Annotated in this window: 15 protein-coding genes, 1 tRNA gene and 1 pseudogene; 7 read left to right on the plus strand and 10 right to left on the minus strand. The window is 71.6% G+C overall.

Annotated features, from left to right (window positions below; translation table 11 throughout):
* The first annotated feature begins 23 nt into the window (after positions 1–23).
* Genes RWH45_RS04710 through RWH45_RS04725 form a run of 4 tightly spaced genes read left to right on the plus strand, consistent with a single transcriptional unit; the run spans position 24 to position 4071 of the window.
* Positions 24–1304 (plus strand): apiosidase-like domain-containing protein, encoded by a 1281-nt coding sequence (locus RWH45_RS04710; protein ID WP_315993732.1) that lies wholly within the window; start codon positions 24–26, stop codon positions 1302–1304.
* Positions 1304–2218 carry a sugar kinase gene (locus tag RWH45_RS04715; protein ID WP_315993733.1) on the plus strand — a complete coding sequence of 305 codons (915 nt, stop codon included), beginning with the start codon at positions 1304–1306 and terminating at the stop codon, positions 2216–2218. Before RWH45_RS04710 ends, RWH45_RS04715 begins: the two co-directional genes overlap by 1 nt.
* Positions 2215–3048 carry an aldose epimerase family protein gene (locus RWH45_RS04720; RefSeq protein WP_315993734.1) on the plus strand — a complete coding sequence of 278 codons (834 nt, stop codon included), beginning with the start codon at positions 2215–2217 and terminating at the stop codon, positions 3046–3048. Before RWH45_RS04715 ends, RWH45_RS04720 begins: the two co-directional genes overlap by 4 nt.
* A gap of 12 nt (positions 3049–3060) precedes the next feature.
* Positions 3061–4071 (plus strand): LacI family DNA-binding transcriptional regulator, encoded by a 1011-nt coding sequence (locus tag RWH45_RS04725; RefSeq protein ID WP_315993735.1) that lies wholly within the window; start codon positions 3061–3063, stop codon positions 4069–4071.
* A gap of 122 nt (positions 4072–4193) precedes the next feature.
* Here the strand turns inward: RWH45_RS04725 and RWH45_RS04730 are convergent.
* Positions 4194–4671: pseudogene (locus RWH45_RS04730) on the minus strand (SRPBCC family protein).
* A gap of 90 nt (positions 4672–4761) precedes the next feature.
* Positions 4762–4851: transfer RNA gene (locus RWH45_RS04735), tRNA-Ser, on the minus strand.
* Positions 4852–4976: 125 nt separating this feature from the next.
* Here RWH45_RS04735 and RWH45_RS04740 point away from each other — a divergent pair.
* Entirely contained in the window at positions 4977–5930 is a 954-nt protein-coding gene (locus RWH45_RS04740) for an L-lactate dehydrogenase (RefSeq protein WP_315993736.1), read from the plus strand.
* Positions 5931–6097: 167 nt separating this feature from the next.
* Positions 6098–7465: a DNA repair protein RadA gene (radA, locus tag RWH45_RS04745; protein WP_315993737.1), complete on the plus strand. Its 1368-nt coding sequence runs from the start codon at positions 6098–6100 to the stop codon at positions 7463–7465.
* Between the two features lie 484 nt (positions 7466–7949).
* Here the strand turns inward: radA and RWH45_RS04750 are convergent, their stop codons facing one another.
* The 6 genes from RWH45_RS04750 to RWH45_RS04775 form a co-directional block, all read right to left on the minus strand.
* A complete protein-coding gene (locus tag RWH45_RS04750) occupies positions 7950–8360 on the minus strand; it encodes a dehydrogenase (RefSeq protein ID WP_315993738.1) in 411 nt (136 codons plus the stop codon).
* Positions 8361–8530: 170 nt separating this feature from the next.
* Entirely contained in the window at positions 8531–9247 is a 717-nt protein-coding gene (locus RWH45_RS04755; protein ID WP_315993739.1) for a FadR/GntR family transcriptional regulator, read from the minus strand.
* Between the two features lie 24 nt (positions 9248–9271).
* The gene (locus tag RWH45_RS04760; protein WP_315993740.1) at positions 9272–10051 is read right to left on the minus strand and encodes a 3-oxoacyl-ACP reductase; all 780 of its coding nucleotides are present in this window, start codon (positions 10049–10051) and stop codon (positions 9272–9274) included.
* Between the two features lie 118 nt (positions 10052–10169).
* Positions 10170–11525 carry an aldehyde dehydrogenase family protein gene (locus RWH45_RS04765; protein ID WP_315993741.1) on the minus strand — a complete coding sequence of 452 codons (1356 nt, stop codon included), beginning with the start codon at positions 11523–11525 and terminating at the stop codon, positions 10170–10172.
* Positions 11522–12298, minus strand: a complete 777-nt coding sequence (locus RWH45_RS04770; protein ID WP_315993742.1) for a gamma-glutamyl-gamma-aminobutyrate hydrolase family protein — start codon at positions 12296–12298, stop codon at positions 11522–11524. The genes RWH45_RS04765 and RWH45_RS04770 overlap by 4 nt, the downstream gene beginning before the upstream one ends.
* Complete coding sequence (locus tag RWH45_RS04775) at positions 12279–13634, minus strand: glutamine synthetase family protein (RefSeq protein ID WP_315993743.1); 1356 nt, start codon at positions 13632–13634, stop codon at positions 12279–12281. The genes RWH45_RS04770 and RWH45_RS04775 overlap by 20 nt, the downstream gene beginning before the upstream one ends.
* Positions 13635–13785: 151 nt before the next feature.
* Between RWH45_RS04775 and RWH45_RS04780 the strand changes: the two genes are divergently transcribed.
* Positions 13786–15321 (plus strand): amino acid permease, encoded by a 1536-nt coding sequence (locus RWH45_RS04780; RefSeq protein ID WP_315993744.1) that lies wholly within the window; start codon positions 13786–13788, stop codon positions 15319–15321.
* A gap of 139 nt (positions 15322–15460) precedes the next feature.
* Here the strand turns inward: RWH45_RS04780 and RWH45_RS04785 are convergent, their stop codons facing one another.
* Both RWH45_RS04785 and RWH45_RS04790 read right to left on the minus strand, forming a co-directional pair.
* A complete protein-coding gene (locus RWH45_RS04785; protein WP_315993745.1) occupies positions 15461–16123 on the minus strand; it encodes a hypothetical protein in 663 nt (220 codons plus the stop codon).
* 100 nt (positions 16124–16223) lie between these two features.
* Positions 16224–16733 carry an amino-acid N-acetyltransferase gene (locus RWH45_RS04790; protein WP_315993746.1) on the minus strand — a complete coding sequence of 170 codons (510 nt, stop codon included), beginning with the start codon at positions 16731–16733 and terminating at the stop codon, positions 16224–16226.
* Positions 16734–16756: the final 23 nt, after the last annotated feature.

Here is a 16756-nt window from a genome sequence, read left to right on the forward strand (position 1 = left end):
CCCCCTCCGAAGAGAGATCCCGCATGACCTGGTCCCTCGCGCCCTCGCGGCGCTGGCTGCTCCGCGACGGCGAGCCCGCCTTCCTCCTGGCCGACACCGTCTGGGCCGCCTTCGGCGGCGCCCGCCCCGACGAGTGGCTCGATCACCTCGAGCGCCGGCGTCGTCAGGGGTTCAACGCGCTGCTGTTCAGCATCCTGCCGATCGAGCACGATCGCTCCAGCGGCACGCTCTCGCCCTACGCGATCCGCGACGGGCGGCTCGACTTCGCCGCCGGCGACCCCGCCTACTGGGACGACGCCGAGCGCGTGCTCGCCGCCGCCCGCGCGCACGGCTTCACGCCGATGCTCGTGCTGCTGTGGAACAACTTCGTGCCCGGCACGTGGGGGGCCGGTCTCACCCCGGATCACGTGATGGATGCCGAGCAGACGGCGTCGTACGTGGCCGACGCCGTCGCCCGCTTCGCGCGCTTCGACCCGATCTGGATCGTCTCGGGCGACGACGACCTCAACGACGACATTGCTCTGGCGCGCTACAGCGCGGTCGCGGCGCAGGTGCGCGAGCTCGCGCCCGACCAGCTGATCACCTGGCACGACACTCCCACGGCCCGGATGCCGGCACCCCTCGCCGACGGCGGACTGCTCGACTTCCACGGCCTGCAGTCCGGTCACAACGAGGCCTGGGACACCCTCCCCTCCGAGCTGACCCGGTACTACCGCGCGATGGACGTCGACCGCCCGATCATCAACCTCGAGCCCTGCTACGAGGGGCTCGGGCGCTTCGCCGGGCGCGCACGGCACTCCGCCGCCGACGTCCGCCGGGCGAGCTGGACGGGTGTCGTCGCGGGCGCCGCGGCCGGCCTCGGCTACGGCGCGCACGGCGTGTGGTCGTGGCACCGGCGGGGCGAGGGCTTCGCCGCGGCCGACGTGCACGGCGATCCCTTCCCGTTCGCGGTGGCCGCGGCCTTCCCCGGCGCCGACGACGTCGCCCTCGTGCGGCGCATCGTGGATGCCGAGCGGCTGTGGGGCCTCGACGGCGACGACGATCTGCTGGTCGACGAACCCTCCGGCGCCGTCGCGGGCCGCACGCCCGACGGCGTCGTCGCGGTGTACGCGCCCGAGGCGTTCGCCCTGACCCTGCGCGGGCGCGCCGACGCGGGTCTCGAGGTGAGCGTGTACGACCTCGCCGCGCGCCGCCCGGACGCCGCGCGCTGGAGTCTCGTCGACGGCAGCGTGCGGCTCGCGCAGCCGGAGTTCCCCGGCGACGCCCTCTACGTCATCCGCGGACTCGCACCGATCGGCCGCTGATGGCGCACGTGTTCACCCTCGGCGAGGCGCTCGCGACCTTCTTCGTCGATGCCGGCGGGGAGCCGTCGATGGTCGCCGTCGCCGGAGCCGAGCTGAACACCGCCGTGGGCGTGGCTCGTCTCGGCCACCGTTCGTCGTGGATGTCGCGCCTCGGCGACGACGCCTTCGCCGGCCTCGTGCGCGCGACGCTCGCGGCCGAGGGGATCGACGACCGCTTCGTGCGCGCGGCGCCCGGGGAGAAGACCGGTCTCATCGTCAAGCAGCGCCTGAGCGACGACCTGGTGCGCAGCGAGCACTACCGCGTCGGCTCGGCGGCCTCCGGACTCACCGCCGCCGACTTCACGGCCGACGATCTCGCGGACGTCGACCTGGTGCACGTCTCCTGCATCACGGCCTCCCTCGGCGAGGGGCCGCGTGCGCTCTTCGAACGCGTGGTGCACGAGGCGGCGGGTCGCGGCGTCCCGGTCTCGCTCGACACGAACCATCGGCCGCAGCTCATCGACGACGCCGGGCTGCGTGACGCCGTCGACGACGTGATCGAGCACGTGGACACCCTGCTGTGCAACGAAGACGAGGCGCGGGTGCTCACGGGCCTCGACGATGCGGAGGAGGCCGTCGCGACCCTCCTGGCCCGCGGACCGCGCACGGTGGTGGTCAAGCTCGGCCGCCACGGAGCCGTCGCGGGCGACGCCGCGGGCGTGCGACGCTCGCCCGCCGTGGAGATCCCCCCGCCGCACCACCCGGTCGGCGCGGGCGATGCGTTCGCCGCCGGGTGGATCACCGCGGTCCTCGAGGGGCTCCCCGTCGACGGAGCCCTGCGCCGTGCCGCGTGGTGCGCCGCCCGCGTCGTAGCCGACCCGGGCGACCACACCGGCTTCCCCTCCCGCGACCGCCTCGCCGAGGTCGCCGCGTGAGCGCCGGGCCGGCGCGCGTCGCGCTGCGATCGGACGACCTGCTCGTCGAGGTCGACGCCGAGGGGGCGCGCATCGCCCGCCTGACCCATGTGCCGACCGGCCGGGAGATCCTCGCGACCACCCCCTGGGCGGACGAGGCGCGCGACGCGTTCTCGCTCCCCGACTCCAGCGGCGAGTGGCACCGCCGTTACCCGGGCGGGTGGCACGTCCTGCTCCCGCGCGCGGGTGACGCCCCCGCCGGCGTCGCGCCGACGCAGCCGTTCCACGGCGAGGCGGCCTGGCGCACGTGGACGCTGTCGCAGGAGGGCGCCTCGTGTCGCGCCCGCGTGCACCTGCGCACGGTCCCCCTCGAGGTCGACCGCGTCGTCTCGCTCGTCGAGAGCGGGCTGCGCGTCGACACCGCCGTGCACAACCACTCGTCCGAGACCGCCCGCATCGGGTGGGCGGAGCACCCGGCCTTCGCGGGCGATCTGTTCGATGACGCCGTGGTCTCGACCGGCGGCGGCGGCCTCGCGGTCGCCCCGGCGCCGTCGGCGGGCTTCGACGACGTCTCGGGGGCCGCGGGCTCGCTCACCGTCGAGGGTCGTGAGCTCGCGCTCGCGCTGAGCTGGGACGCGCGGCTCTTCCCCCGCCTGTTCGTCTGGCGTGAGCGCCGCGGATCGACCGGTTTCCCGTGGTGGGCGCAGGTGGATGCCGTGGGACTCGAGCCCTCGTCCGACCCGTACGCCCAGCCGGGCGACGCCCTCGGCTCGATCGAGGTCGCCCCCGGGGCGACGGTGCGCTCGACGGTGACCCTGCACGTCCGCGGCATCGGCGCCGCGACGGCCTAAGATCGATCCGCAATGGCGAAAGACGCGATCTCCCTCCGCGACGTGGCGGCTCTGGCAGGAGTGTCGGTTCCCACGGCGTCGAAGGTGCTCCGCGGACAGGGCAAGGTCTCCGAGACCACGCGCGAACGCATCCTGGCCGTCGCGAAGCGCCTGGACTACCAGCCCAACGCCCTGGGGCAGTTCCTCGCGCAGGGGCGCAGCGCCACCGTCGCGGTGCTGACCGTGAACGCCCCCGGTGCCTTCACGATGCCGGTGCTCACCGGCGCCACCACCGCCTTCGGCGCTCGCGACCTCTCCGTGCTCGTCTCCGACGCCCATCTGGACCGCGCCCTGTTCGCGGCGACGGCCCGCAAGCTCCGCGCCCGCAGCATCGACGGCCTGCTCGTGATCGGTGACGGCTCGAGCTCCGACATCCACTCCATCAGCGCCGGCTTCACGGTGCCCGTGGTCTACGCCTACGGCCACTCCGACGACGCCGAGGACGCGTCGTTCCTCCACGACGGCTACGGGGCCGGTCGCCTCGCCGGCGAGCACCTCGTCTCGATCGGATGCCGTCGCATCGCCCACGTCTCGGCCGCCGACCACGACCGCTCCGCACGCGACCGCTCGACGGGGCTCTCCGACGCGCTGAGCGAGGCGGGACTCGCGCTCGACCCCGCCCTCGTGCTGCGCGGCGACTGGTCGCAGGCGTGGGGCCGCGCGGCCGCCCAGCGCCTCATCGCCTCGGGCGTCGCCTTCGACGGCGTGTGCTGCGGCAACGACACGATCGCCACCGCCGTCGCCGGGGTGCTGGCCGAGGCCGGCATCCGCGTCCCCCACGACGTCGCGATCACCGGAATGGACAACCTCGCCGGCTCCACCGGCCAGGACGACGACAGTCTCACCACGATCGATCTGCGCCTGAGCGCCCTCGGCGACCGTGCCGCGAACTACCTCGCCGACGTCATCGGCGGCACCGAATACGCCCCGGGCCGCCACGTCGAGCCCGCGCAGCTCGTCCTCGGTCGCTCGACCGCCCGCTGAGCGCGAGGCGGTTCCTCGAGCGCGGGCCGGGTGTCGTTCCTTCGCCGGAATCGGTGACGGGATCGAGAGAAAACGAGCCGCCGCACAACGGGGCTCCCCGTCGCCGTACGCCGGCGACGCGGTCAGCGCACCGCGGCCAGCACGAGCGGGTCGCTGCATCCTCGATGCGAAGCCCCGGATGCGCCGGTCCATGTCGTGCTGCAGCAGCAGCGCGCCGATCCGTTCGGCGAGCGGCGCCAGCCACCGGGGGCGGCACGCGAAGTTGTAGCGCCACACGGCGAGAGTGCTGTGCGGGTCGTGGGCGACGGGGGTGAACTTCCACCCGCCAGCGAGTCGTTCGAAGAACCACGACCCCTTCGTCATCTTCATGCCGACGTTCGACGGCGGGTTGTATGAGACGTACTCGCTCTCCATGCGGAAGCCGAAACGCTGCACGGTGTGGGTCCGCACGCCCTTGCCCGGGGCGGTCGCGCCGTCGACGAAGTACTGGCGTCGGATGAACGGATCCCATCGCTTGCGGATCTCACCGGTGGTCTGCGAGACGGCGAACGCCGTGCTCGGATCGACCGGGACGACGCAGCGGGACTCGATGACGGGCATGCACTCATCGTGGCAGGCCGCACCTGTCCGCACATCTCGGGAAGAACATGACGAAGGCCCCGAATCCGTGAGGATTCAGGGCCTTCGTGGTGGCGGTGACGGTGGGATTTGAACCCACGGTAGGGGTGAACCTACACAACATTTCGAGTGTTGCACCTTCGGCCGCTCGGACACGTCACCGCCGACTAGCTTACGACACTCTCCGGGATGCCGCGAATCGGCGCCGAATCGGCATCCGGCATCCGTTCCTCCACCGTCGAAGCACCCCTGTGGAGCCGTTTCGCGCGCGCTGCCAGGATCGAGCCATGAGCGTGATCGAGAACTCGAAGCTGACGGTCGTGGGCGCGGGAAGCGTGGGGGCGAGCGTCGCGTACGCGGCTCTCATCCGCGGGTCGGCCCGCCACGTCGCGCTGTACGACATCGCCGCCGAGAAGGTCGAGGCCGAGGTGCTCGACCTCGCCCACGGCACGCAGTTCACCGGATCGAGCGACATCACCGGCGGCAGCGACGTCGCCGTCGCCGAGGGGTCGCACGTCGTCGTCATCACGGCCGGAGCGAAGCAGAACCCCGGCCAGACCCGCACCGAGCTCGCCGCCACCAACGCCCGCATCATCCGCGACATGATGCCGCAGCTGCTCGAGGTCGCCCCGAACGCGATCTACGTGATCGTCACGAACCCGTGCGACGTGCTCACCGTGCTCGCTCAGGAGGCCACCGGCCTGCCGACGCGGCGCATCTTCGCCTCCGGCACGGTGCTCGACACGTCGCGCCTGCGGTGGAAGATCGCCCAGCGCGCCGGCGTCGCCACCTCGAGCGTCCACGCGTGGATCGTCGGCGAGCACGGCGACACCGAGTTCCCCCTGTGGTCGACCGCGACGATCGGCTCGGTCCCCATCACGGAGTTCGAGCTGCCCGACGGCTCTTACTTCGACCAGGACGAACTGGATGCCATCGCCGTCGACGTCCGTGACGCCGCCTACAAGGTGATCAAAGGCAAGGGCGCCACCAACTACGCCATCGGGCTCTCGAGCGCCCGCATCGTCGAGGCGATCCTGCGCGACGAGCACGCGATCCTCCCCGTGAGCACCGTCCTGTCTACCTTCCACGGCGTCGACGGCATGGCCCTGTCGGTGCCGTCGATCGTGTCGGCACGGGGCGCGGTGCCCATCGCCGCGACGCCGTTCTCCGACCACGAGAAGACGCTCCTGCGCCGCTCGGCGGACGCCCTCACGACGGTCGCCGACTCGCTGCGCGGCTGAGGCGCCCTCGCCTCCACCCGCGATGAACGCTCTCCCTGCCGATAGATACGCTCTCGCGCCGTTTTCCCGCACAGGGGGCGTTCATCGGCGCGCTCCCCGGACGTGCCGATTCCGGATGCCGTGGACGAGGCGCGGGCGATGTCGGAGGCCCCGCGTAGCCTGAACCCATGGCATCCCGTCGTCCGGCAACCGCTCCCGCTCCCTACCGGTGCACCGAGTGCGGGTGGACGACGCTGAAGTGGGTCGGGCGCTGCGGCGAGTGCCAGTCGTGGGGCACGGTGGTCGAGGCCGCCGAGCAGACCGGCATCGTCCGATCGATCACGCCGGTGGCGCCGGGAGCGGCCCGCGCCGCGCGGCGCATCACCGAGATCGACACGCAAGACGCCCCGCGTCGAACGAGCGGCGTCGGCGAGTTCGACCGTGTCCTCGGCGGGGGCATCGTCCCGGGCGCCGCGATCCTGCTGAGCGGCGAGCCCGGCGTCGGCAAGTCGACCCTGCTGCTCGAGGTCGCGGCGCAGAGCGCCCGCGCCGGACGCCGCGTGCTCTACGCCAGCGGCGAGGAGTCCGCCGCGCAGGTGCGCCTGCGCGCCGAGCGCACCGGAGCACTGCACGACGAGCTGTTCCTCGCGGCCGAGACCGATCTCGCCACGATCCTCGGGCACATCGACCAGGTGGAGCCCGGGCTGCTCATCGTCGACTCCGTCCAGACGGTCTCGTCGGCCCACAGCGACGGGGCGGCGGGGCAGCCCGCGCAGGTGCGGGAGGTCGCGTCCGCTCTCATCCGCGTCGCGAAGGAGCGCGGGCTCCCGGTGATCATCGTCGGCCACGTCACCAAAGACGGCTCGATCGCCGGTCCGCGCATCCTCGAGCACCTCGTCGACGTCGTGTGCCACTTCGAGGGCGACCGTCAGACCTCGCTGCGCTTCGTGCGAGCGCTCAAGAACCGCTTCGGCCCCACCGACGAGGTCGGGTGCTTCGACATGACCGGCACCGGTATCGCCGAGGTCGCCGACCCGAGCGCCCTCTTCCTCGGCCACGGCGAGCCCGAGCCCGGAACCTGCGTCACGATCGCGATGGAGGGCCGCCGCGCCCTGCCGGTCGAGATCCAAGCCCTGGCCGTGCGGCAGACGGCTCCCAATCCCCGCCGCATCGTGAACGGCGTCGACTCCTCCCGCGTCGCGATGGTGCTCGCGGTGCTCGAGAGCCGCATGGGTCTCACGCTCTCCGACCGCGACGTGTACGTCTCGACCGTGGGCGGTGTGCGCCTCGTCGAGCCCGCCGCCGACCTGGCGATCGCCATCGCCGTCGCCAACGCGGTGAAGAACCGCAAGGTGTCGAAGCGTCTCGCGGCGATCGGCGAGCTGACGCTCACGGGCGAGATCCGCAACGTCACGCAGGCCGCTCAGCGCGCGTCCGAGGCGAAGCGGCTGGGCTATCACACCGTGCTCGACGCCTCGTCGCGCAAGCTCGCGCAGGCGTTGAACGAGCTGCAGGTGCGCGGCGTCCCGCGCGACGACACCGACCCGGGATTCTGACCCTCCCCCGACGTTCGGCGCGACAGCGGCGGTCGACCCACCGAGGGCGATGCATACCGTGACCGCAACGCCAAGCGTCCCCCCGTTCGCGGTGCCCGGGGCGGGCTGAACGTCCCCGCCGTCAGCGGCCCGGAGGAGCCGACCGGCGACGGCGGTGCGGGGAGGTCATTCCCAGGACGACGGGGATGACAAGTCCGGCGGCGCACACGGCGCCGGCGATCACGTACTCCATGCCGTCGAGTCTCGCACGCGTCCTTCACCCGCGCGACTCGGGTCCTTCACCTTCGACGCATCCCCCGGCCGGAGCACCCGCGACGACCGCCACGCCCCACTGCTCGGCCACCGCCCCGTCCGAGCACAACGGCGGGCCCGCTGGACGACACGCCGTCCCGTACGCACACTCCACCGGCGAGTCGACACCTCCACCCGCCGCTGTGCACACGGACGGCGGCGAGCCGCCGGTAATCGCGCCGCGGCCGTCGCCTCAGGCGTCGAGTGCGGCGATCAGGTCGGCGGGCGACGCCTGGATCGGGTGCGGCCCCGCGATGTCGATGAACACCGTGGTGATGGCATCCTGATGCGCGCCGAGGAACGATCGGAGCCACTGCGGCGACTGCAAGGCGACGTGCGGCGGCAGTGTCTCGGGCTTGTGCGCCGCGTCGCTGAAGAGCAGCAGCGCCAGCTGCCCGGTGTTCGGGTCGCGGTAGGTCCAGACCTCGCCCACGCTGCGCGGGTCGTCGGCGTCTCCCGGGGTCATGAGCGGAACGACCGTGGGTCCGTGCCGGAGAGCGAAGGCGATGGCGGCCATGTCCTGCGTCTGCAGGGCGTCGGTGAGCGCGGTGTTCTTGAAGTCCATGTCGTGCTTCTTTCCCTTGCGCTTCTTGCTCCCGGCCATCCTCCGAGCCTATCCGCGGCATCCATTCCCCGCCCCTCCCGCCCCGGCGTCCGCCCGCTGCCGCAATCCCGGGTTCGGGGCGGAACCTGCGATCCCACGCCCTACGGCGAGCAACGCGTCCCGAACGGGCACGCGAGGCCGCGAGGCCGCGACGCCGCTGGGCAGCCGACCTACGCCAGGAACCCCCGGAGCAACGCCTCGGATCCGGCGAGGTGATCGCGCATCGCCGCGTGGGCGGCATCCGGTCGGCCCGAGAGGATCGCCGACACGATCGCGGCGTGCTGCGAGGTGGAGTGATCGATGTTGCGGGGCAGCAGCGGGAACGTGTCCAGCCACGCGTTGACCCGCGCGCGGTTGTCGGCGACGAGGGGAACGAGAGAGGGGATGCCGGCGAGCTCCGCGATCGTCAGGTGCAGCAGCGTGTCGAGCCGGCGGTAGTCCTCTCCCCCGGCGACGGCGGCGGCCTCGTGCCGGGCCCACAGCACGTCGCGCTCGTCGGCGGAGAGCGAGCGCCCGGCGGCCGCCCACGCGGCCCCGGGCTCGAGGACGCCGCGCAGGGCGACGACGTCGCTGAGCTCGGCGGGCGACACCACGGCCGGCTCCGACGGGCGCGGCACCGGATCGACGACGAACGTCCCGCCGTAGCGACCGCGCCGCGTCTCGAGCCACCCGGCATCGGCGAGCTCTCGAATCGCCTCGCGCACCGTGTCGCGGCTCACGCCGTACAGCGCCGCGAGCTCGCGCTCGGCGGGCAGCGACTCCCCCGGAGCGACCAGGCCCAACCGCACGGTCTGGACGATGCGCGCGGTGGTGTCCTCGAGCGCGTTGCCGCTGCGGACGGGTCGGTAGACGGCCCGGCGCAGATCGTCCAACGGCGCTTCGGTCATCACCTCAGCCTGTCATGCCCCAGGTCACAGGGGCGTCACGTACGCGTTGGTGATCCCGCCGTCGACCACGAAGGCCGTCGCGGTAATGAACGACGCGTCGTCGGATGCCAGGAACGCCACCGCCGCGGCCATCTCGGCGGGGTCCGCGAACCGGCCCATCGGCACGTGCACGAGTCGGCGCTGCGCCCGCTCGGGGTCCTTGGCGAACAGCTCCTGCAGGAGGGGGGTGTTCACCGGTCCCGGGCACAGGGCGTTCACCCGGATCCCCTGCCGGGCGAACTGCACGCCGAGCTCGCGGGTCATCGCGAGGACTCCGCCCTTCGACGCGGTGTACGAGATCTGCGAGGTCGCCGAGCCCAGCAGCGCGACGAACGAGGCGGTGTTGATGATCGAGCCGCGGCCTGCGGGCACCATGTGCCGCAGCGCCGCGCGGGAGCACAGGTACACGCTCTTGAGGTTGACGTCCTGCACGCGATCCCAGGCAGGCAGCTCGGTCGTCTCGATCGAGTCGTCGTCGGCCGGCGAGATGCCGGCGTTGTTGAAGGCGATGTCGACGCTGCCGAGGTCGGCGGCGACGCCGTCGAAGAGGGCGTCGACGGATGCCTCGTCGGCGACGTTCACCTGTCGGAACACCCCGCCCACCTCGGTGGCGGCGGCCGTGCCGGTGGTCTCGTCGAGATCGGCGATGACGACGCGCGCGCCCTCGGCGGCGAAGCGGCGGGCGGTCGCGAGACCGATGCCGCTGGCCCCGCCGGTGATGATGGCGACGCGGTCGCGCAGACGCTGGGTGAGGTCGATGGTCATGGTGCGGTGATTCCTTTCGAGCCGAACCTCGTCCCACTTATGGCTGGTTGGGAGCCTCCGAAGTGGCCATAAGTGGGACGAGGACCGTCATAAGTGGGACAAGGGGGCGAGGGGCAGATCACTCGGTGGCGTAGAACACGTTCTTCACCTCGGTGAAGTGCTCGGCGGCATCCGGACCGAGCTCCCGGCCGAGGCCGGACGCCTTCATACCGCCGAAGGGGGTCGCGTAGCGCACCGACGAGTGAGAGTTCACCGACAGCACACCGCTGCGCACCCCGCGCGAGACCCGGATGCCACGCCCCAGGTTCTCGGTCCAGATCGAGCCCGCGAGGCCATAGGCGGTGTCGTTGGCGAGGCGGATGGCATCCGCTTCGTCGTCGAACGGCATCACCGCGAGCACGGGCCCGAAGACCTCGTCGCGCGCGATGCGGTCGCCGGGCTGGGCGAGCACGACCGCGGGCGCGAACCAGAAGCCGTCGCCCTGGGGAGCGGAGCCGCGGAACGCGACGTCGACGCCGTCGAGGAAGCCCTCGACGGTGGAGCGGTGGGATGCCGAGATGAGCGGGCCCATCTGGGTCGACTCGTCGTGCGGGTCGCCGACCTTCCACGCGGCCACCGCGGGTTCGAGCATCTCGAGGAACCGGTCGAAGACGCTCCGCTCGACGAGCAGGCGGCTGCGGGCGCAGCAGTCCTGGCCGGCGTTGTCGAAGACGGACCCCGGGACCCCCGCCGCGGCCTTCTCGAGATCGGCGTCGGCGAAGACGATGTTCGCGCTCTTTCCGCCGAGCTCGAGGGTGACGGGCTTGAGCATCCGCGCGCACCCGGCAGCGACCTCGGTCCCGACCTCGGTGGACCCCGTGAAGACGACCTTGTGCACGTCGGGGTGCGAGACGAACCGCTGACCGACGACCGAGCCCGACCCCACGATGACCTGGAACAGCCCCTCCGGCAGCCCGGCCTCGAGCGCCAGCTCACCGAGGCGGACCGCCGTGAGCGGAGTCAGCTCCGCCGGTTTCAGCACCACGGCGTTGCCCGCGGCGAGCGCGGGCGCGAAGCCCCACGCGGCGATCGTCATGGGGAAGTTCCACGGCACGATGATCCCGACGACCCCGTAGGCCTCGTGGTAAGTCACATCGAGACCGCCGGCGACCGGGATCTGCGATCCGATCAGGCGTTCGGGGGCACCGGCGTAGTAGTTCAGCACCTGGGCGACGTGCTGCGCCTCCCACCGGGCGGACCCGATCGGGTGGCCCGAGTTGCGCACCTCGAGCGCGGCGAGTTCCTCGACGTGCGCCTCGACGACGCGCGCGAACGCCCGCAGCGCGTCGCCGCGGGCGACGGGGGCGAGCCCGGCCCACGCGCGTTGCGCGCGCACGGCGTCGGCGACGGCGGCATCCACCTGCTCGATCTCGGCGCGCGGCAGCGTCGTGATCGGCGATCCGGTCGAGGGGTCGATGACGGTGAAGGTGCTCATGCGGAGACTCCCTGGTGCGCGGAGGAATGCGAGGCGCGGTAGCGTGCCGCGGCGGCCACGAGACCGAGGAACAACCGCCGGTCCTCGGCGTTCTCCTCTGGATGCCACTGCACGGCGACGAGGTAGTCGTCCCCCTCGGTCTCGACGGCCTGAACCAGACCGTCGTCCGTCCGGGCGGTGACGACGAGACCCTCGGCGACGCGGTCGACCCCCTGATGGTGATAGCTGTGGACGGTGAGCGCGCCGGCCCCGACGAGGCCGGCGAGGCGGGTGTCGGCATCCACCTCGACGACGTTCTCGGCGAAGACGCCGCCGCCGATGCGGTACCGCTCGGTGCCGAGCGCATCGGGCAGGTGCTGGTGCAGCGTCCCGCCCATCGCGACGTTGATGAGCTGGAGCCCGCGGCAGATGCCGAAGACCGGGATGCCGCGCTCCCGCGCCCCCGCGAGCAGCGCGATCTCCCACGCGTCGCGGTCGGCGCGCGCGGGGTCGGTGGTCGGGTGCCGTTCGGCGCCGTAGAGCTCGGGCTGCACGTCGAGACCACCGGTGAGGATGAGCCCGTCGAGGCCCTCGAGCACGGCGGCGGCGGCCTCGGCGGGTCGGGGCTGCGGCGGGAGCAGCACGGCGGCGGCGCCCGAGGCGGTCACCGCGTCGAAGTACTGCTGCGGCAGGAACGATGCACGCACGTCCCACACGCCCTGCTTCGCTCGTTCGAGATAGGTGGTGAGCCCCACCACGGGGGTCCTGCTCGGATCAGAGGCGCTCGAAACCACGCACCCGCTCCCAATCGGTCACGGCGGCGTCGAAGGCCTCGACCTCGATGCGCGCCTGGTTGAGGTAGTGCTCGACGACGTCGTCGCCGAAGGCGGCGCGGGCGATCGCCGACTCGCTGAAGAGTCGCGCCGCCTCGCGCAGGGTCGTGGGCAGGGTGTCGACGCCCGCCGCGTACGCGTTGCCGGTGAGCGGGGCGGGCAGCTCGAGCTCGTTCTCGACGCCGTAGAGGCCTCCGGCGATGATGGCCGAGATCGCCAGGTAGGGGTTCACGTCTCCCCCGGGCACGCGGTTCTCGACCCGCAGCGATGCCCCGTGGCCGACGACGCGCAGCGCGCATGTGCGGTTGTCGACGCCCCACGCGACACCGGTCGGCGCGAACGAGCCCTTGGCGTAGCGCTTGTACGAGTTGATCGTGGGGGCGTACAGCAGCGTGAACTCGCGGAGGGTGGCCAGGATGCCGGCGATCCAGTGCTCCATGAGCGGGCTGAAGCCGTGCTCCCCGTCGCCCGCCATGACGGGATCGCCGCCGTCGCCGCGCACCGAGAGGTGGATGTGGCAGCTGTTGCCCTCGCGCTCGTTGAACTTCGCCATGAACGTCAGCGACTTGCCGTGGCGGTCGGCGATCTCCTTGGCGCCGTTCTTGTAGAGCGTGTGATTGTCGGCGGTCTCGAGCGCCTCGGCGTAGCGGAAGGCGATCTCCTGCTGACCGAAGTTGCACTCGCCCTTCACGCCCTCGCAGTACATTCCCGCTCCGTCCATGCCGAGACGGATGTCGCGCAGCAACGGCTCCAGGCGCGTGGTGGCCAGGAGGTTGTAGTCCACGTTGTAGTCGGTCGAGGGGGTGAGCCCGGTGTATCCCTTCGCCCATGCGTCGCGGAACGAGTCGTCGAAGACGATGAACTCCAGTTCCGTCCCCGCGTAGGCGGTGAGACCGCGCTCCGCGAGCCGCTCGCGCTGGGCGTTCAGGATGCCGCGGGGCGACTGCACGACCCGTTCGCGGTCCTCCCACGCCAGGTCCGCGAAGACCAACGCCGTACCCGGCTGCCACGGGATGCGACGGAGGGTGTCGAGGTCGGGGACGAGCAGCATGTCGCCGTAGCCCTTCTCCCAGCTCGACATCGCGTAGCCGTCGACGGTGTTGAGGTCGACGTCGACGGAGAGCAGGTAGTTGCACGCCTCGGCCCCGTGCCCCCGCACCTCGTCGCGCCAGAACCGCGCGGCCACGCGCTTTCCGACCAGTCGGCCCTGCGCGTCGGGGAAGGCGACGACGACGGTGTCGATCTCTCCCGCCTCGATCGCGGCATCCAGGTCGTCGGTGGTGAGATTGCCCGCCATGTGTCGTGTCCCTCTCGCCTCTTCGACGCCCTCCGGTGCGGAGGACGTAACGAGGAACTTACACGTCAAAGGTAGACAGGTCGACCAATAGAGGGCCATGATCTTCCGCAAAGGCGAGCCCGACGCCTGCCCGCATCTTCCTGGAGGTCACATGTCCACCTCGAGCAGTTCCCGCAAAAAGGTCGCCGGAGCCACCTATACGGCAACGGATGCCGGCTACTTCGAGAAACGCACCCTGAAACGCTCGGCGGGCGTGTGGGGCCTGTGGGGTCTCGCGGTCGCCGCGGTCATCTCGGGTGACTTCTCGGGGTGGAACTTCGGCATCGGCTTCGCCGGTTTCGGCGGCATGCTGATCGCCTTCGTCATCCTCGTCGTCATGTACTACGGCCTCACGTTCTCGATCGGCGAGATGGCCGCCGCCATGCCCCACACCGGCGGCGCGTATTCGTTCGCCCGCTCGGCGATGGGACCCTGGGGCGGTCTCGCGACGGGCCTGGCCGAAACGATCGAGTACGTCGCGACCACGGCGGTCGTCGTCTACTTCTCCGGCCAGTACGCCGACTCGGCACTCGAACTGCTGACCGGGGTGAGCCTTCCGGCCTTCGTGTGGTGGATCATCCTGTACGCGCTGTTCATCGCTCTGAACGCCGCGGGCGCGAACATCTCGTTCGGTTTCGCCATCGTCGTCTCGATCATCTCGATCGGCATCATCGTCGTCTTCGGCGCGATGGCGCTGATGTCCGGCGCGTTCGACTGGGGCTCGCTGTGGAACATCGCCCCCACCGACGGCAACACCGAGTTCCTGCCCTTCGGCGTGGGCTCGATCCTGCTGGCGCTCCCCTTCGCGATGTGGTTCTTCCTCGGCATCGAGGAGCTCCCTCTCGCCGCCGAGGAGTCGCACGACCCGGCCCGTGACATCCCGCGCGCCGGCCTGTGGGCGCGGGGCACCCTCATCGTGACCGGCCTCATCGTGCTGTTCCTGAACACCGGCGTTCTCGGAGCCGAGGAGACCGGCGGATCGCTCGAGCCCCTGCTCGACGGATTCCGCGCGATGGTCGGCGATCAGGCCGCGGCCCTCCTCTCGCTGCTCGCATTGGTCGGGCTGCTGGCGTCCCTGATGGGCATCATGTTCGCCTATGGCCGCAACATGTACTCGCTCTCGCGCGCCGGTTACTACCCGCGCTGGCTGTCGCTCACCGGGGCGCGCAAGACGCCCTGGGTCGCCCTCGTGTTCGGAGCGGTCCTCGGCTTCCTCGCGCTGGTGATCGTGCAGGCGGCGGGCGGGGACGCGAGCCCCGCCGGAGCGATCGTGCTGAACATCGCCGTGTGGGGCGCGGTGCTGGCGTACTTCCTGCAGATGGTCGCGTTCATCGTCCTGCGGCGGAAGTTCCCGAACGCCGTCCGGCCCTACAAGAGCCCGTGGGGGCTGTTCGGCGCCTACTCGGCCGCGATCATCGCCGCGGTGGTGTTCTTCGGGCTGCTGCTGAACCCCGCGTATCTGCTGGCCATCGTCGCGATTATCGTCGTCTACGCGGTGATCTTCATCGCCTTCGCCGTCTACGGCCGCCACCGCCTGGTCCTCTCCCCCGAGGAGGAGTACGCCCTGTCGGGCGGACTGCACGGCGACCCGCAGAGGGAGGGTTACGACGCGATGGAGGGCGAGGTCTTCGGCGACCGACGCTCCTGAGCGAGAACGGCGGAGGGGCGGATGCCGCGGCATCCGCCCCTCCGCCGCGTTCCCTCGGCAAGGGAGCCCCCGGGTTCGGGGCGCGTTCCGTCGTTCGGGGCGCGAGGATCACGCCCCGAAGGGATGCCGCGACCCGGCGTCACTGCAGGACGAACGACGCCGTCCCCGCGGACGGGATGCCGCCGATCGACACGCTCAGGTGATACGTCGCCCCTCCGCCCGGGGCGTACGGGCGCTCGCTCTCGCACGACCCGACGGACGACCGCGTGCGGTCCCACGTGAGCGGGGCGGAGCTGGTGACGACCTGGCCGGCGGCCAGGGTCACCTCCATGTCGCTCGGCTCGGTCTGGCAATCGGTCGAACGCCACCAGACGTCGGATCCGCTCGTGACGGTGAACGACTGCGCGCTGGTGCCGACGTTCATCGTGCACGGATTCGCCGAGGTGTTGGTGAGCCGGATCGACAGCTGCGGGTTCTCCCCCTGGCCGTACTCGCCCTTGTCGGAGAGCGCCTCGACGGTGATGTCGGCCGCGCTGCACTCGACGGGCCCCGAGGGCGCGCTGGCGGTCGGCGTCGGAGAGGTCGACGGTGCCGCCGCGGGGGCGGACGACGAAGGGGCGACGGCGGGAGTGCTCTCGGCGGGCGCGGGGGCGTCGAGCGCTGTCGGGGCGGAGCGCCACGGCGGAGCCGCGACGAGCCACACGACGAGGCCGATCACGACGAGGGCCAGGAGGCCCGCCGCGAGACGACGACGACGGTAGACCGCCGGGGACTGCCTCCGCCTACGGGGGGCATCGGTCATGGTTCCAGGGTAGGCGCCACGGCCGTGGCCGCATTCCACGGCGCGCACGCAACGGCGCGCTCACAGGCTCTTCCGGGCCTGTCCGCGGAGGCGGGGACGATCAGAGGTGCTTGAGCATCCGGGTGTTGCCGAGCGTGTTGGGCTTCACGTGCGCGAGGTCGAGGAACTCCGCGACGCCCTCGTCAGGGCTCCGCACGAGCTGCGAATAGACGTCGGGGTCCACGACCTGCTCGCCGATCGGCGCGAATCCGCGCCGCGTGAAGAAGTCGACCTCGAAGGTCAGGCAGAACAACCGGGCGACGCCCAGCTCTCGCGCGCGCTGCTCGAGGTCTTCGACGATCGCCCGCCCCACGCCGTGGTGCAGCCAGTCGTCGTGCACGATGAGCGTGCGGATCTCGGCGAGATCGTCCCACATCACGTGCAGCGCACCGCAGCCGATGACGACACCGTCGGCCTCGGCGACGACGAACTGCTGCACCGAACCGTAGAGCACGACGAGGTCCTTGCCCAGCAGGATGCGCTTCTGCACGAACGGCTCGAGCAGTTCGTGGATGCGTCGGACGTCGGCCGTTCCGGCGGGGCGGACGACGAACGGCGCGGATGGGGTCATCGTCCCAGCGTACGCCGCAACGC

It is taken from the genome of Microbacterium galbum, assembly GCF_032464915.1.
Lineage (GTDB): Bacteria > Actinomycetota > Actinomycetes > Actinomycetales > Microbacteriaceae > Microbacterium > Microbacterium galbum.

Bases quoted from the DNA above. Each gene is read 5' to 3' on its own strand.
- RWH45_RS04710 (WP_315993732.1), top strand. From the start codon at position 24: ATGACCTGGTCCCTCGCGCCCTCGCGGCGCTGGCTGCTCCGCGACGGC.
- RWH45_RS04715 (WP_315993733.1), top strand. From the start codon at position 1,304: ATGGCGCACGTGTTCACCCTCGGCGAGGCGCTCGCGACCTTCTTCGTC.
- RWH45_RS04725 (WP_315993735.1), top strand. From the start codon at position 3,061: ATGGCGAAAGACGCGATCTCCCTCCGCGACGTGGCGGCTCTGGCAGGA.
- RWH45_RS04740 (WP_315993736.1), top strand. From the start codon at position 4,977: ATGAGCGTGATCGAGAACTCGAAGCTGACGGTCGTGGGCGCGGGAAGC.
- radA (WP_315993737.1), top strand. From the start codon at position 6,098: ATGGCATCCCGTCGTCCGGCAACCGCTCCCGCTCCCTACCGGTGCACC.
- RWH45_RS04750 (WP_315993738.1), bottom strand. From the start codon at position 8,360: ATGGCCGGGAGCAAGAAGCGCAAGGGAAAGAAGCACGACATGGACTTC.
- RWH45_RS04755 (WP_315993739.1), bottom strand. From the start codon at position 9,247: ATGACCGAAGCGCCGTTGGACGATCTGCGCCGGGCCGTCTACCGACCC.
- RWH45_RS04760 (WP_315993740.1), bottom strand. From the start codon at position 10,051: ATGACCATCGACCTCACCCAGCGTCTGCGCGACCGCGTCGCCATCATC.
- RWH45_RS04765 (WP_315993741.1), bottom strand. From the start codon at position 11,525: ATGAGCACCTTCACCGTCATCGACCCCTCGACCGGATCGCCGATCACG.
- RWH45_RS04775 (WP_315993743.1), bottom strand. From the start codon at position 13,634: ATGGCGGGCAATCTCACCACCGACGACCTGGATGCCGCGATCGAGGCG.
- RWH45_RS04780 (WP_315993744.1), top strand. From the start codon at position 13,786: ATGTCCACCTCGAGCAGTTCCCGCAAAAAGGTCGCCGGAGCCACCTAT.
- RWH45_RS04785 (WP_315993745.1), bottom strand. From the start codon at position 16,123: ATGACCGATGCCCCCCGTAGGCGGAGGCAGTCCCCGGCGGTCTACCGT.
- RWH45_RS04790 (WP_315993746.1), bottom strand. From the start codon at position 16,733: ATGACCCCATCCGCGCCGTTCGTCGTCCGCCCCGCCGGAACGGCCGAC.